At 70.6% G+C, this 15,262-nt stretch carries 12 protein-coding genes and 1 tRNA gene; 4 read left to right on the top strand and 9 right to left on the bottom strand.

Translation table 11 applies throughout. The features are described from left to right. The 3 genes from hemH to trkA form a co-directional block, all read right to left on the bottom strand. Positions 1-1,107: a ferrochelatase gene (gene hemH, locus GN153_RS03995; RefSeq protein ID WP_159900069.1), complete on the bottom strand. Its 1,107-nt coding sequence runs from the start codon at positions 1,105-1,107 to the stop codon at positions 1-3. 79 nt (positions 1,108-1,186) lie between these two features. Beyond that, positions 1,187-2,737: a TrkH family potassium uptake protein gene (locus tag GN153_RS03990; protein WP_159900067.1), complete on the bottom strand. Its 1,551-nt coding sequence runs from the start codon at positions 2,735-2,737 to the stop codon at positions 1,187-1,189. Positions 2,738-2,739: 2 nt separating this feature from the next. Then, positions 2,740-4,104 (bottom strand): Trk system potassium transporter TrkA, encoded by a 1,365-nt coding sequence (trkA, locus tag GN153_RS03985; protein ID WP_159900065.1) that lies wholly within the window; start codon positions 4,102-4,104, stop codon positions 2,740-2,742. A 365-nt stretch (positions 4,105-4,469) separates the two neighbouring features. On the opposite strand from trkA, the gene GN153_RS03980 reads away from it, so the two are divergent. Further along, positions 4,470-6,719: an amino acid permease gene (locus tag GN153_RS03980; RefSeq protein WP_268893113.1), complete on the top strand. Its 2,250-nt coding sequence runs from the start codon at positions 4,470-4,472 to the stop codon at positions 6,717-6,719. A 117-nt stretch (positions 6,720-6,836) separates the two neighbouring features. After that, positions 6,837-8,714 carry a helicase HerA domain-containing protein gene (locus tag GN153_RS03975; protein WP_159900063.1) on the top strand — a complete coding sequence of 626 codons (1,878 nt, stop codon included), beginning with the start codon at positions 6,837-6,839 and terminating at the stop codon, positions 8,712-8,714. Between the two features lie 19 nt (positions 8,715-8,733). On the opposite strand, the gene tpiA is transcribed toward GN153_RS03975, so the two are convergent. The 5 genes from tpiA to hisC form a co-directional block, all read right to left on the bottom strand. Then, complete coding sequence (tpiA, locus tag GN153_RS03970; RefSeq protein ID WP_159900061.1) at positions 8,734-9,378, bottom strand: triose-phosphate isomerase; 645 nt, start codon at positions 9,376-9,378, stop codon at positions 8,734-8,736. A gap of 35 nt (positions 9,379-9,413) precedes the next feature. Continuing rightward, a complete protein-coding gene (locus tag GN153_RS03965) occupies positions 9,414-9,941 on the bottom strand; it encodes a multiprotein bridging factor aMBF1 (RefSeq protein ID WP_159900059.1) in 528 nt (175 codons plus the stop codon). Between the two features lie 95 nt (positions 9,942-10,036). Continuing rightward, complete coding sequence (locus GN153_RS03960; protein WP_159900057.1) at positions 10,037-10,645, bottom strand: CDP-alcohol phosphatidyltransferase family protein; 609 nt, start codon at positions 10,643-10,645, stop codon at positions 10,037-10,039. Next, a complete protein-coding gene (locus tag GN153_RS03955; RefSeq protein WP_159900055.1) occupies positions 10,642-11,160 on the bottom strand; it encodes an adenylate kinase family protein in 519 nt (172 codons plus the stop codon). Before GN153_RS03955 ends, GN153_RS03960 begins: the two co-directional genes overlap by 4 nt. Next, entirely contained in the window at positions 11,157-12,242 is a 1,086-nt protein-coding gene (gene hisC, locus GN153_RS03950) for a histidinol-phosphate transaminase (RefSeq protein WP_159900053.1), read from the bottom strand. Before hisC ends, GN153_RS03955 begins: the two co-directional genes overlap by 4 nt. An 88-nt stretch (positions 12,243-12,330) precedes the next feature. Here hisC and GN153_RS03945 point away from each other — a divergent pair. Continuing rightward, positions 12,331-12,403 (top strand) — tRNA-Arg (locus GN153_RS03945). Positions 12,404-12,732: 329 nt separating this feature from the next. Here the strand turns inward: GN153_RS03945 and GN153_RS03940 are convergent. After that, positions 12,733-13,518 (bottom strand): DUF7260 family protein, encoded by a 786-nt coding sequence (locus tag GN153_RS03940; RefSeq protein ID WP_159900051.1) that lies wholly within the window; start codon positions 13,516-13,518, stop codon positions 12,733-12,735. A 327-nt stretch (positions 13,519-13,845) separates the two neighbouring features. Here GN153_RS03940 and GN153_RS03935 point away from each other — a divergent pair, with 327 nt between their 5' ends. Beyond that, a complete protein-coding gene (locus GN153_RS03935; protein WP_159900049.1) occupies positions 13,846-15,261 on the top strand; it encodes an outer membrane protein assembly factor BamB family protein in 1,416 nt (471 codons plus the stop codon). Position 15,262 lies beyond the last annotated feature (1 nt).

The raw sequence follows: 15,262 nt of genomic DNA, 5'->3' as shown, positions 1-15,262 counted from the left end.
TCAGTCGTCGGCCTCGAGGTCGGCGTCGGCGGCGTCGACCGCGACGTCCTCGGCGTGGGGCGTCTCCTGAGGGGCGTTCAGACACATCGTCCCCGGCACGTCCCGGCACTTGCACTGGCGGTACTGGTAGTACTCCGGCGCGAAGTCCGCCAGGAAGGGTTCCAGCAGGTCCGCGAACACCTCCGGCAGGCGCTCGTCGTCGTGGGGGATCGGCACGCGGTAGAAGTCCAGCCCGGCCTCCTCGGCCTCCTCGCGGAGGTCGATGTCGAGTTCGGAGAGGGTCTCGCTCTGTTCGTGCAGGAAGCTGACCGGCTCGACGACGACCCGCTCGGCGTCCAGGCCCGCCACGAGGTCCTCGACCTCGGGTTCGGTCCAGGGGATGTCGCGGTTCTCGTGGTTCTGGAAGCCGACGTGGTACTCCTCGACGCCCAGAAGGGAGGCCACGACCGAGGTGTACTCGTCGACGTAGATGTCGTAGCGGCTCCCCTCCTCCAGGTAGTGCTGTGGGGTGCCGTGTGCGGAGAAGACCAGTGCGGTGTCCTCGTCGGCCAGGTCGACGCCCCACTCCCCGGCGTAGTCGGCGATGTTCCCGGCGCGGACGTGGTTGTACCCGGGGTGTTTGTGCCAGCCGGTGATCGCCTGAAACGGGACCTCCCACCCGAGGTCGTCGATGGACTCCTCGAGTTCGTCCAGCGAGACGACGTTCGTCGACGGGCCACACAGCGGGTAGATCGGGAGGCCGATCACCCGGTCGACGCCGTCCCCGTGGGCCGCGGCGGCGGCGTCGGGGATCAGCGGCTCGGTGTACTGCATCCCCAGGTAGGTGGCCACGTCGAACCCGCGGTCGCGGAGTTCCGCCTCCAGCGCCTCCGTCTGGCCGCGGGCCTGTTCGTTCAGCGGCGAGCCGCCGATCTCCTCGTACTCCTCCATCAGGCCGGGCGCCCGGCGCTGTGCGAGTTTCCGGGAGCGCTCGCGGGCGGCCTCCTCGGAGTCGTACTCCTCCAGGTCCGCGTTGGCCATGAAGATGCGCTCGAGGTAGTCGAGGACGGCCTCGCGGTCCGGTTCCGACGGCTCGCCGAAGTTCAGCAGGACGACCCCTGTGGTCATATTCATGTGTTGGGCGAGAGCGAGGAAAAGCTGTCGTTGTCCGGCCGTCCAGCGGCAGACCCGGCCGGCGGGTGGAGAGTCAGGACCGCCAGTACGCCCGCGTCAGCAGGACAAAGACCGGCAGGATCTCCAGCCGGCCGACCCACATCAGGAAGACCATCACCAGCTTCGAGAAGTCCGTGAAGGGGAGGTAGTTGTTCATCGGACCGACGACGCCGAAGCCCGGCCCGACGTTGCCCAGCGTCGCCGCGGTGGCAGAGATGATATCGAACAGCGGGATCGTCTCGGCGGCCCGGGAAGCGTCGACCGCCAGCACCGCGACGCCGGCGAGAAAGATGACCAGGTACAGCAGGGTAAACGAGAAGATGCCCCGGACGGCGGTCTCGTCCAGCGCCCGGCCCCCCAGCCGGACCGGCGAGACCGCCTCGGGGTGGACCGTCGTGAACAGCTCCCGCTTGACCGCTTTCAGGATGACCAGCGTCCGGACCATCTTGATCGCGCCACCAGTCGACCCCGCGGACCCGCCCAGGAAGAGGGCGACGAGCAGTACCGACTGGCTGGCCCCGCTCCAGGTGTTGAAGTCCATGCTCGCGTACCCGGTGGTGGTGATGATCGACACCGCCTGGAAGGCGCCGTGGCGCAGTGAGTCCTCCAGTTCGCCGGGGATCGGTGCGACCTCCACCGGGAGTTCGGCCAGACCGATCCCCACGCCCCCGTAGAGCAGACCGGCCGCAAGCGCCGTCCCGACGCCGAGCAGGCCGGCGTAGTACCGGAACTCCGCGTCCTCCAGCAGCCGCGAGGGGCCGTCGGTGAGCGCCCCCCAGAACAGCGCGAAGTTCGTCCCCGCCGCGACCATGAAGGGGATGACTATCCACTGGACAGTGGCGGAGAAGGCCTCGATGGAGCGGGCCTCCGGGGAGAACCCGCCGGTCGGCATGGTCGTCAGCGGGTGGAGCACGGCGTTGTACAGCCCCATGTTCGGCGCCAGGCCGGCCAGGTGGGCGCCGTAGAGCAGCAGGAACTCCAGAACTGTGAACCCGAGATAGACCAGCCAGAGCACCCGCGCGGTCTTGGCGATCCGCGGGGTGAGCTTCTCGATGCCCGGGCCCGGCGCCTCGGCGTCCATCAGCTGGGCGCCACCGACGGAGAGCTCGGGGAGGATCGCCACCGCGAGGACGACGATCCCCATCCCGCCGAGCCACTGGGTGAGCTGGCGCCACAGCAGGAGTGCGTGGGAGTGCTGTTCGAGCCCGATCGACCCCATCACCGTCGCACCGGTGGTGGTGAACCCGCTCATGCTCTCGAAGAGGGCGTTGACCGGGTCGGCGAGCGTCGAGGCGGTCCCCATCCCCGCGAGGACGTAGGGGAGCGTGCCGACCAGCGCGACCGCGAGCCAGGTGGCCGCGACCATCAGGAAGCCCTCGCGGGCGCCGATATCGGGGTCGGTGTCGAGCCGTTCGAGCCCGAAGCCGACCGTCAGCGTGACCGCGGCGACGGCGGCGAACGTCAGGACGTCCTCGCCGAAGTAGACCGCCACCCCGAGGGGAAACAGGAGCGGAAGCGAGAGGTACTTGAGGACGCTACCGACGAGGCTGCAACTGGCCCGCCAGTCGACGCGAACCGAGACCATAGTTAGAGAGCGGCCGTCGCCTCTTCCAGGACGTCGGTGTCGACGAAGACGACGACGGAGTCGCCGACCTCGACGGTCGTCCCCCCGCGCGGGATGACGAAGGCGTCGCCACGAACGATCGCGCCGACGACGACGCCGTCGGGCAGGTCGGCGGCGGCCTCGGCGATCGTCTGTCCGGTCAGGACGCTCTCCTCGTCGACCGTGAACTCGATCACCTCCGCGCGGTCGGACTCGATCAGCGCGACGTTCTCGGCGTACCGTTCGCGGGTGAACCGCGTGATCTCCTCGGCGGTCACCTCCCGGGGGTTGATCCCCACGTCGACCCCGACTTCCTCGAACAGGCGGACGTAGGCGCCGTCGTCGACGATGGCGACCGCCCGGCCGGCGCCGAGCCGCTTTGCGAGCAGCGAGGCGAGCAGGTTCTTCTCGTCGCTGTCCAGTGCCGCGACCACCGCGTCCACCTCGCTGATGTGCTCGCGTTCGAGGAACTCCCGGTCGGTCGCGTCGCTCTCGAGGACGGTCGTGTCCGGGAGCTGCTCGGCGAGTTCGCGGGCCCGCTCGGCGTCGCGCTCGATGAGCCTCGGGTGGAGCCCCCGCCGCTCGAGCAGGCGGGCGACCTGGTAGCCGATGTCGCTGCCGCCCACGACGAGCACGTCCGAGGCCCCGCCCGCGTGGGGCGCGACCTCCGCTGCCATCGCCTGGACGCTCCCGTTCGAGCCGATGACGACGACCTCGTCACCCGCCTCGATGACCGTCGCACCCGTCGGGATGATGACGTCGTCTTTGGGTTCCTCTCCGTCCTCCTCACCCTCGCAGGGGCGGATGACCGCCGCGAAGGTCAGCGAGTCGAACCGGTCGGCCTCCTGGACGGTCTGCCCGCAGAGCGGGCTCCCCTCGGGGACCTCGAACTCGGCCATCTGGACGCGCCCGCCGGCGAAGGTGTCGACGTCCCGGGCCGCAGGCAGGCCGATGACCTGGGTCGCCGCCTTCGCCGTCAGGAGGTTCGTCCCGACCATGAAGTCGACGCCGAGGGCGCCCTCCGCCTGCTCCCAGGTCTCCAGGTAGTTGGTTCGCTTGACGCGGGCGATGGTGAAGGGGTCGCCGACGGTCTTGGCCGTTCCGCAGGTGACGATGTTGGTCTCGTCGGCGTCAGTGCTCGCGATCACCATGTCGGCTTCCTCGATCCCCGCCTCGCGCAGCGTCGACAGCGAGGCCCCGTCACCCTGGATGGCGAGCACGTCCAGGTCGTAGGTCAGCGCGTCGACGCGCTCCTCGTCGATGTCGACCACGACGACCTCGTGTTCCTCGGCGAGGCTCCCGGCGATGGAGGAGCCCACCTGTCCCGCGCCGACGACGATCACGCGCACGACCCGGTCACCGTCATTGGCGGGGCTTCCGCCGGGGCGTGTAAGTGGATTTCCATTCCGCGCGTCCCCGCCGTCGGGTCCGCGGGCGTGCGGACAGGCCCGAGCACGGTCGCGCTGACGGCGGCGGACGTGAAACCTTAAGCGTCGTCGGGCCGACTCCCCCGGTATGACTCCGACCGCCACCCGACGTACAGTCGTAGCTGACATGGGGCAAACAGTGACGGGTCGATGAGCGGGCGCTCGGGCCGGATCCTGCCGTCGGACTTCCTCGATAGCGTGAACCCGGAAGCGTCCGACGGCGAGAGCCGCACTCGCGAAGTCGCCAGCGGAGCTGGAAACGACGCGAGAGCGGGAGTGGTCGCCCCGTGAGCACGGGCGAGGAGGACCTCGCGAAAGACCTGGGGCCGCTGGCCGCGCTGACCATCGGCGTCGGGACGATGATCGGCGCCGGCATCTTCGTGTTGCCGGGGGAGGCCGTGCTCCGCTCGGGGTCGCTGGCGGCCGTTGCCTTCCTGCTCGGCGGCGTGATCGCCATGTTCACCGCGCTCTCGGCCAGCGAACTCGGGACGGCGATGCCCCGGTCCGGCGGGGCCTACTACTACGTCAACCACGCGCTCGGCCCGCTGTTCGGGTCGGTCGCCGGCTGGGCCAACTGGCTCGGGCTCGCCTTCGCCAGCGCCTTCTATATGGTCGGCTTCGGCCGCTACATCGCCCGGATCTTCGGGCTCTCGGGTGGGTTCGACCTCGGCGTGGTGACGCTCCCGTTCGTGACCGTCATCGCGCTCGGGGCCGCGGCCTTCTTCGTCGCGGTCAACTACGTCGGCGCGAAAGAGACCGGCCGCCTCCAGAACGTCATCGTCATCCTGCTGGTGGCCATCCTCGCGGTGTTCACGCTGCTGGGCACGCTGCGGGCCGACCCCGCGAACCTCCCCGACGCCCGCAGCGTCACGGCGACGCTCGAGACCACCGGCCTCATCTTCGTCTCCTACCTTGGCTTCGTCCAGATCACCAGCGTCGCCGAGGAGATCAAAGACCCCGGCCGGAACCTCCCGCGGGCCGTCATCGGCAGCGTCGTCCTCGTCACCGTCATCTACGCGCTCGTGCTGGTCGTGATGAGCGCGGCCGTCCCGGACGGCTTCATCGCCAGCGTCGTCCAGACCGGCGAGAACCCCATCGCCGTCGTGGAAGTCGCGGAGTACCTCCAGGGGGCCGTGATGGGCGGGGCGCTGCTCTTCGGGGGGCTGCTCGCGACCGCCTCGAGCGCCAACGCCTCCATCCTCGCGTCCTCGCGGATCAACTTCGCGATGGGCCGGGACCGGATCGTCACGCCGGACCTCAACGAGATCCACCCCCGGTTCGGGACGCCCTACCGCGCCATCGCGATCACCGGGGGCCTGATCCTCCTGTTCATTCTCGTGGGCGAACTCACGCTGCTGTCGGGAGCCGCGTCGGGACTCCACCTGGTCATCTACGGCCTGTTGAACGTCGCGCTCGTCGCCATGCGCTACGTGAATCCCGAGGAGTACGCCCCCGACTTCACGGTGCCGCTGTACCCGCTGGTGCCGCTACTTGGAGTGGTGTTCTCCTTCGCCCTGCTCGTGTTCGTCGAGCGCGACGCGCTGGTGCTCACCTTCGCGATCACCGCCGCAGCGGTCGTCTGGTATCTCGTCTACGCCCGGACCCGGACCGACAAGCAGGGGATCCTCGGCGAGTACATCCTCTCCCGGTCCGACGAGATGCCCGAGCCCGCAGTCTCGGCGGCCAGCGCGGTCCAGCCCGACGGCGGGGAGTACCGCGTGATGGTGCCGCTGGCCAACCCCAGACACGAGAAGGCGCTCGTCACGCTCGCGTCCGCGATCGCCAAACAGCGCGGGGGGACCGTCGTCGCGACCCACATCGTCACCGTCCCCGACCAGATGGCGCTTGCGGGGGCGGCCGAGCACATGGACCGGATCGACGAGACCTCGAAGGAACTCCTGAAAAACGCAGAGGAGCACGCCGCCCCCTTCGACGTCCCCGTCGAAACCCACACCGTCATCTCCCACCGCTCCTTCGAGGAGGTGTTCGACGCCGCCGAGACCTACGACGCCGACCTGGTGGTGATGGGGTGGGGCGGCGACTCCCACGGCTCGCCCGGCCGCGCGGAGAGCGCCTACGACGAGGTCACGGGGGACCCGCCGTGTGACTTCTTGGTCTTCCAAGACCGCGGGTTCGACCCCGACCGGATCCTCCTGCCGACCGCGGGCGGGCCCGACTCCGACCTCTCCGCGGAGACCGCCGCGACGCTGCGCGAGGAGTTCGACGCGGATCTGACCCTCCTGCACGTCACCGACGAAGGCGAGGAGTCTGCCGGCAAGGAGTTCCTCGCCAACTGGGCCGAGGAACACAGCCTTGAGGACGCCGAGTTCCGCGTCGAGACCGGGGACGTCGAAACCGCCATCGCGCGGGCGGCCGAGGACGCCACGCTCGTGGTGATCGGCGCGACCGAGCGCGGGCTGCTCTCCCGGCTCGTCTCGGGGTCGCTGGTGCTCGACGTGGTCGACGAGGTCGACTGCTCGGTGGTGCTGGCCGAACGCTCCCGGGCCCGGTCGCTCTGGCAGCGGCTGTTCGGATAGCGGCGCCGGCCGTTCTCCGGTCCGGACCCGGAGAGACCTGCCCGGGACCGTACCGCTCGGGCCGTCTGCCGGGCGTCTGACGGAGAGTTATGTGGCCGGCTCCGCCAGGTCACACAAATGGCAGAGACCGAAGAGATCACCGTCGCCGATGTCAGTGACGGGCCTGGCAACGACGGGACGCCGGGGGCGCCAGTGTCCCTGCCGGTCGTGGAGCTGCTGACCGGTCGGGGCTTCATCACCGGCAAGAGCGGCAGCGGGAAGTCGAACTCCGCGAGCGTCGTCGCCGAGAAGCTGCTCGACAACGGCTTCGGGCTGTTCATCGTCGACATCGACGGCGAGTACTACGGGCTGAAAGAGGAGTACGAGATCCTCCACGTCGGGGCCGACGAGGAGTGTGACATCCAGGTCGGCGAGGACCACGCCGAGAAACTCGCCTCGCTGGCGCTGGAGCAGAACGTCCCCATCATCCTGGACGTCTCCTCGTTTCTCGACGAGAGCGAGGCCGAGGCGGTCCTGACGTCGGTCGCACGCCACCTCTTCGCGAAAGCCAAAAAACAGAAACAGCCCTTCCTGCTTCTGGTCGAGGAGGTCCACGAGTACATCCCCGAGGGCGGGTCGGTCGGGGAGTGCGGGAAGATGCTGATCAAGATCGGCAAGCGCGGCCGGAAACACGGGCTCGGAGTCGTGGGCATCAGCCAGCGGCCGGCAGACGTCAAGAAGGACTTCATCACCCAGTGTGACTGGCTGCTCTGGCACCGGCTCACCTGGGACAACGACACCAGCGTCGTCCGCCGCGTGCTGGACGGGGAGTACGCCACCGCCGTCGAGAACCTCGACGACGGCGAGGGCTTTCTGATGACGGACTGGTCCGAGTCGGTCCGCCGGGTCCAGTTCTACCGCAAACAGACCTTCGACGCCGGCGCGACGCCCGGCCTGGAGGACGTCGAGCGCCCCGACCTGAAGTCCGTGAGCGGGGACCTCGTGGCCGAGCTCGAACAGATAAGCGAGGAGGAGCAGGCCCGCGAGACACGGATCGAGGAGCTCCGCGAGGAACTGGACCGGAAGAACTCCCGGATCGCCGAACTGGAGGCCGAACTCCAGGACGCCCGCGACCTGAGCCGGATGGCCGACCAGTTCGTCGACGCCCTGCTCGACCAGGCCGACGGGGCCGCGCCCGGCCGCACCGAGCAGGAGCGCATGCGCGAGCGCCGGGCGCGCCGCGGCGAGGTCGCCGAACCCGCCGACACGTCGGGAACCGAGAGCGACACGGCGGCCGGAGAAGCCGACGATACGCCGCTGGCCACTGCAGGGGAGAACGGCGAGGACCCGTTCGGAGACGACGAGACGGGCGACGCCTTCGCGGCGGCGATGGAGACCGTGACCGAGAGTGCGGACCCGGGAGCCGCGAACGGCGACGCGAGCGTCGAGGGGCCGGCCGCGAACGGAGCGAACGGGGCGGCGGGCCCGTCGACGAACGGAGCGGTGAACGAGGGTGCGGTCGCCGACGCGGTTGGCGGGGACGCCGCGGGGACGTTCAGCGCCGAGGCGACGCTCGGAGCGCTGAGCGACCCGGTCGGCGAGATGGCGAGCGGGGGCGGCTCCGACAACTGGAGCGTGACGGCCGGAGAGGAGTCGCCGGGTGAGAGCGACGGCCGGGCGGGTGGGATCGGCGACGGGGAGGAACCCCTCCTCGTCCGGGAACTAAAGGCCGAGATCGGCGGGCTCGACACCCGCTCGCGGGAGATGCTCGCCCACTACGCCGAGTCCGGACCGGGGACGCCGCTGGACGCTCACCTGGCGGCCGGCGGCGACGGCGACCGGACCCACGCCTACGCCCACAACCGCCGGCTGCGGACCCGCGGGCTCGTCGAACACGTCGGCCGCAGCTACTACGACTACCGGCTGCGGGACCTCCTGCGCGAGGAACTGGACGGGGCGACCGGGGACGAACTCGACGCCTACGTCGAAGCCATCGAGGAGACGGTTCTGGACTGAGCCGTCGTGGCGGGTGGCCTTACAGCGGGTCGACCAGGGCCTCGAGCGCCGCCCGTGGGTCCTCGGCCTTCGCGACGCCGCTCGCGAGGAGCACGCCGTCGGCCCCCAGCTCGCGGGCCGCAACCACGTCCTCGCCGGTCGAGATCCCGGCGCCGCAGTAGACGTCGACGTCGGGGTCGACGCGCTCCGCGGCGGCGACCGCGTCCTCGACGATGTCGGGGTCCGCGCCGCTGACCGGCGTGCCCGTACCGATGAGCTCCGGCGGCTCGACGGCGACCGCGTCGGGGCCGAGTGCCGCGGCGGCCGCGACCTGGTCGGGATTGTTCGCACAGACCACGGTCCCGAGACCGGCACGACCCGCTGCGTCGAGGGCAGCGTCGATGTCGGCGAGTGTCAGGCGGCGCTCGGAGTGATTGAGTAGTGTCCCAGTGGCGCCGGCGTCGGCGGCCGCCTCCGCGAGCGTGCTGCCGGTGTGGCTGCCGCCGGCGACGGGACTGACGTGCTGGGCCCAGGCGTCGGCGCCCGTCGCGGCGACGCGCTCGAGGTGAGCGGCCTGCGGGGCGACCGCAACAGTCGCGTCGGCCCCGGCGTCGACCGCGGCCGCCGCCTCGGCGACTGCGACCGGGTCACACGGATAGGCCTTCAGGTTGACGAGAACGAACATACGGGGTGGGCGGCCGGGCCGGGCAAATAGGTTTCCTAGTCCTTGCGTTCGACCACGTCACCGAGCGTGTACTCGCCCGTCGAGGAGCCGCCGCTCCACTCGGCGTCCTCGTCGCCGCCGCTGACCGTCAGGTCGACCTCCAGGGCCCGCTCGATCTTCCCCTGGACGTCGTCGCTGGGGAGGGTGTCGCCGTGTTCGAGCTTGCGGATCAGGCTGGCCTTCTCGTTGAGCTGTTTCGCGAGGTCCTCCTGGCTCATCCCGGCCCCCTCGCGGGCCTCGCGGATCCGGTCGCCGTAGTCCGGCGCGAGTTCCTCGAGGTCGTCGTAGACGTCGTCCCGGCGGCCCCCGCCCGACGAGGAGCCCGTCGAGCCCCCGGAGGACCCACTCGACGAACTGGAGCCGGAACTGGACGTCGAATACTTCGTCGACGTCGAGGAGGGCTCCTCGGTGCGGACCTCCGTCCCGAACTCCGTGCAGTTGTCACACACGTCAAGCTCCGCTCCCTCGATCTTGACGCGGTTCGGGTCGGACGTCTCGGCCCCGCACATCTCACACTGGACCATACTCCCGCTTGGCTACCCCACCGGATAAATCGTACGCCAGGCCGCTGCCGGGGAGCGTGCCGGCAGCGGGTCACTCGCATGCGGGGGGCTTCCGACTACCGCAGCGCCCGCATCGAGAGATAGAAGCGCTGGAGTGCGGTGAGGTGACCGACGACGGCAAAGAGGACGAGTAGCCAGCCGACCGGCCCCAGCCCGGCGGCCGTCAGGTCCACGAACGGCGTCACCGCCGTGACGACGGTGACGAGCACGAGCCGGTCAGCCCGCCCCAGGAGCCCGCCGTAGACGCGGTCGAGGTCGACCGCCTGCGCCTGCGTCCCGAGGTAGGAGGTCATCAGCACGCCCGTCACAGCCGCGACGCCGACCCCGTAGCGGTCGATGCCCGCGGCGAGCCCGGCGATGACGACGATGTCGGCGTAGCGGTCCAGCACGTGGTCGAGCAGGTCACCCGCCCGCGAGTCCGTCCCGAGCTCGCGGGCCAGCGCCCCGTCGAGCACGTCCAGCCACCCGTTTATCATCACCAGCAGCGCGCCCACCGGATAGAGGGTGGCGTTCCCGCCAGCGAGCCCGAAGCAGACCCCGGCGGCCGCGGCGGCCGCGAACGCGACGACGCTGACGCCGTCTGGGGTGAGACCGACCCGCTCGGCGGCGGCCACGAAGGGGGCGACCACCCGGTCGGCGACGGAGCGAAAGCGGTCCAGCGTCATAGGTAGTCGACGAAGGAGACCGTGCCCGCACTCGGCTCGCGCTCGCCCGCGACCACCGAGCCGATGGCGGCCGCCACGTCCGCGGGCGACAGGTCGGTGGTGTCGACCTCGTAGACCCGGTCCTCGCCGTGGCGCTCGACTGCCTCCGCGAGCACGACGTCCAGCGCCTCGCTCTCGGCGTTCTCCGCGACGGTCGAGTCAGGCTCGCCCCGCTCGCGGAGCCGGGCCTCGATCTCCCCTGGGTGGCACCGCAGGACGACCACGCGGTCGGCCGCGAAGTGGTGGGCGAGGTGGGACTCGAAGAGCACCTCCTCGCGGTCCGCGAGCCAGTCGGCGACCGCGTCGATATTCGTCACGAGCGTGTCCCGCTGGTCGTCGCGCCCGGTGGTGAACCCCTCCTCCCGGATGACGTCGTTGAGGTGGATCACCTCGAGGTCGACGTCGCCGTCCGCCGCGAGACGCTCGGTTGCTGTGGTCTTGCCCGTACCCGGCGTACCGGTGACGGCGACTCTCACCCGGCAAGCACCTCCGCGAGCACGTCGTTCAGCACGGCGACGGCCTCGCGGGTTTCCTCGCGGGTGCCACAGGAAACCCGGACGCAGTCCGGCAGGCCGAAGCTGGTGCAGTCCCGGATGATGACCCCCTGGCGCTGGCTGGCCTCGGCGACGGCGGCCGCGTCGCCGACCTCCACGAGCACGAAGTTGCCCCCGCTCTCCCAGGTGTGGGCGTCGAGGTGTTCGTGCATGTACTCGCGGGCCCACCGCGTGGTCTCGACGGTCCGCTCGACGTGGTCGTCGTCCTCCAGCGCGGCCAGCCCGGCCCGGCAGGCCACCGAGTTGACCGCGAAGGGGGTGTTGACGAGTTCGTAGGCGTCGGCCCACTCCTCGGGGACGAGCGCGTAGCCCACCCGCAGCCCCGCCAGGCCGTAGGCCTTCGAGAAGGTCCGCAGGACGGCGACGTCCTCGCGGTCCTCGAGCAGCCGGCGGGCGCTGGGTGCCTCGCTGAACTCCCCGTAGGCCTCGTCGACGACGACGAGCGTCTCCTCGTCGGTCCGGTCGGCGACCGCCTCGACGTCCGGCAGGGAGACCTCGCTGCCGGTGGGGTTGTGCGGGGTCGTGAGGTAGACCACGCGGTGGCCGTCGTAGGCCTCCAGGATGGAGTCGGGTGACTGGGCGAAGTCGTCGGCCTTCGAGAGCTCGTAGCTGTCGACCTCGGCGTGGGTGTAGCGGGCGCTCATCGGGTAGTATGCGAAGCCGGGCTCGGGGACGAGCACGCGGTCGCCGGGGTCGATGAACGCGCGGGCAAGCAGGTCGAGCGCGCCGTCGGCGCCGGGGGAGAGCCAGACCTGCGCCGGGCCGAGGTCGAACTCTTCGGCCAGCGCGTCGGTCAGGTCGGTGTGGACGGCCTTGGGGTAGACGTGGAGGTCGGGGGCGGCCTCGCGGACGGCCTCGACGGCGGCGGGGCTGGGGCCGAAGGGGTTCTCGTTGGAGGAGAGTTTGACCAGATCTTCGGGCTCCATGCCCAGGTCCCTGGCCACCTCCTCGATCCCCCTGCCGGCGCTGTAGGCGACGTGAGCGGAGAGGTCCCGCGGTTCCATGCACGGGGAAAGCGGACGGCGGGTCTTAAGAGTGCTCACCTCCGGCGAGTCACCAACCGTTTTGGTCGGCCGGTCGTAGAACCCGGTGGGGCGTGTGGCCTAGCGGACAGGGCGAGGGGTTCCTAACCCCTCGATCGCGGGTTCGAATCCCGCCACGCCCGTCCACTTTTTACTTCGTCGGGTGCGCTCGCTCTGCTCGCGCACCACTCCTCGCAAAAACGTGGGGAAAAACACCTCCGCGCTCACTTCGTTCGCGCGGAGTGAAACGGCGGCCTGCGGCCGCCGTATGCTCGTAGTTCGAATCCCGCCACGCCCGCTTCGCGGTTCCCCGCATCCGCTCGGAATACGCTCGCTGGCGTGGCGTAGTTCGCAAACGCTTCGTGTTTGCTCACTCCCCCGCGCCCGTGCAGGGAGAAGCTGAGCGCAGTGATACCGGCCGCCTTCATCCGGGTCCCACCACGCCACCTCCGGCAGTGAACGGTTTTTGTCCTCAGACCCGCCTGACCAGGTGGTCGCGCACGGCCCGCTGACAGTCCGCACAGACCTCGCCGAGGCGGGCGGCCGTCGCCAGCACGGGGTGGTCGACCGGGAAGTCGGCGTAGAGATACGTGACCAGGCTCCGGTGGTCGATCCCGACCTCCGCGCTCTGGCTGGTGGTCCCCTGGAGGAACGACTGCCGGTCCCGTGCGAGGGCGTCGCACCGCTCCCGGTGCTCGGCCAGGTCCTCGTGGCGGCGCCGGAGCGCCTCGAATCCGAGTTCCGTCAGCGGGGTCTCGTCCCTGTCAGCGACCCAGGCTGTGACAGTGTCGACGGTTTCCTCGGCGGCCTCGAGCACCTCCATCTCCCGCGTCAGCGCCCGCCGCATGACCGCCGTCTCGGCCCGCCGGGAGACGGCGGCGGAGACGACCATCCGCTTGAGTTCCGGCGAGAAGGAGGCGTCGGTCGTCGGTGCGAGCGCGACGGCGATGGAGTCCGAGAGTTCGCTCCCGATGGTCTCGAGCAGGGGCTCGGCGTCGTCGGCGTCGTCGACGCTGTGGGGCCGTACGGTCCCGGCAAAGGCCTCCCGGACGCTCCGGCAGCGGTCGTCCGGCGGCGACCCGCTCGCGGGACGGACGCCCGCGGTCGCCGTGACCTCCGGGGCCGGGGAGGTCGGCTCCGGCGAGAGCGCCTCCACCCGGTCGACGAACGCACCGAGTGCACTGTGTTTCGCGTCGACCGCCTCCCGCTCCGCGTCGGCGCGCGAGCGTGCCCGGGCGACGTGTGTCTCGACCGGCACGCTATACCTCCTGACAGAGGGGGACGCTGGCGAGGCTGGACGGAAGCCGGTCACGGTGGAGTTCGGGGCCGTGGCCCGAATGCGTCCGGGCCGCGTCCCGGCGGTCGCCACGTCCGCCCGCAGGTCTGCGCCCGGCCAGACCGGCTGCGAGCGTCGCGGTGGCGGTCGTCAGTGGAGTGTGCCTGCTCTGTTCCATGTGTGTTTTAGGCTAGCCTAAACACTCATAATTCCATCGGTCGTCGTTGTCTGGAGCCACCGGGTGCCGTCGCCGGCGACACCACCCCGGCCGGTCATTTTTTGCCGGTCGGGGGCGTGAGTGCTCGCCGAATGGTCCCCTCTACACGCCGCACAGCCCTCCGCGTTCTCGGGGCTGCCGGAGCAGCGAGCGTCGCAGGTTGCAGCGCGCTCGACCTCTCCGGTGGTCCGAACGAACGGGTCCCCGAGTCGGTCGGGACGGCGTGGACGCCGCGGGCGGACGCGTGGCAGTTCCCGCGCTCCGACCTCCGAAACAGGGCACAGTTCCAGACACCGTTCCGGACAGCACCGTCAGCCGCGTGGGAGCACTCGACTGAGGTTACCGGGGAGGTGTCCGTCCCGGTCGCGACGCCGGACGTCGTGGTGTCGGCGGAGAGTCGCGACGGAGTGACCCGCCTCCGCGGACACGAGCCGACCGACGGGACCGTTCGGTGGCGCCGGGACGTCGAGGGTCCGGTTTCGTCGGTCGGCGGGCTCGCCGACGGGAGCCTCGTCTTCGGCGCCTCCGGAACCGACGTCGGGGCGCTCGACGTCGCGGACGGGTCTGTCCTGTGGCAACGGTCGCTGTACGAGGAGGTCAGTTCGGACGTCTCTGCGGAGTCGCTCGGGGCCGCGTCGTCGACTCCGGCCGAGTTCGGCGCGACGCCCTGGATGACCCCGGAGGAGGTCTACGTCCAGAGCAGCTACGGGCTCCACGGTCTCGACTCCACCGACGGGAGCGAACAGTGGCGGGTCTCGCTGAGCCCCGATTCCGAGGACGAGGACGCCGGCCCGCTCGGGCTGGCCGGCGGGCTCGCCGTCGCGTCCGAGCGCGTGTGGGCCAGCTACGGCGAGCCCGAACCGGCGCTGTTCGAGGTGTTCGTCGACGACGGTGAGGCGTTCGTCGATACCGTAGAGACGCCAGAGAGCCACGTCCGGCGGCCGGTCGTCACCGGGGACGGGCCGGTCTACTCGGTCGCGCTGTCGGTCGGGTGGGACGGCTCGACCGGCTACGGCGGCCCGCTGGTGTCGGTCTCGGGCAACGGGCGGTTCCCGGACTGGGCGTCGGCGGGCTTTGCGACCCGCGGGCGGGCGACCCGCGCCGGCCCGGTCGCGACCGACGGGAGGCGGTACGTCCTCCCGCAGCTGTTCCGGACCGGCGACGGCCTCGAGTTCGGCCTGATCGCACTGCACACCACGACCGGCGCCGTCGAGTGGACGGCCCGTGAGCCGGTCGAGGCCCCCTTCGCCGACTTCGAGTTCTTCGAGCACACGGCGCTGTGTGACCCCATCGTGGCCGGCGACACGGTCCTGGTCGGGTACGGGGTCAGCCCCGGGTACGACGAGCCCCGGACCGACGGAGTCCTGGCCGGGTACGACGTGACGAGCGGCGAGCGACGGTGGCGGAGGAGTACCGACCTCGTCCCCCAGCACCTCGCCGCAGCGGGAAATCGGCTGTACGTCGCCGGGCGCGGTGGCGTCGGCGGGTTCGCGCGCCCGCACGTCTGAC

The organism is Salinirussus salinus, from assembly GCF_009831455.1.
GTDB classification, from domain to species: Archaea; Halobacteriota; Halobacteria; order Halobacteriales; family Haloarculaceae; genus Salinirussus; species Salinirussus salinus.
Note: the sequence above shows the minus strand (reverse complement) of the source record. Positions and strands in the feature narration are given on the sequence as shown.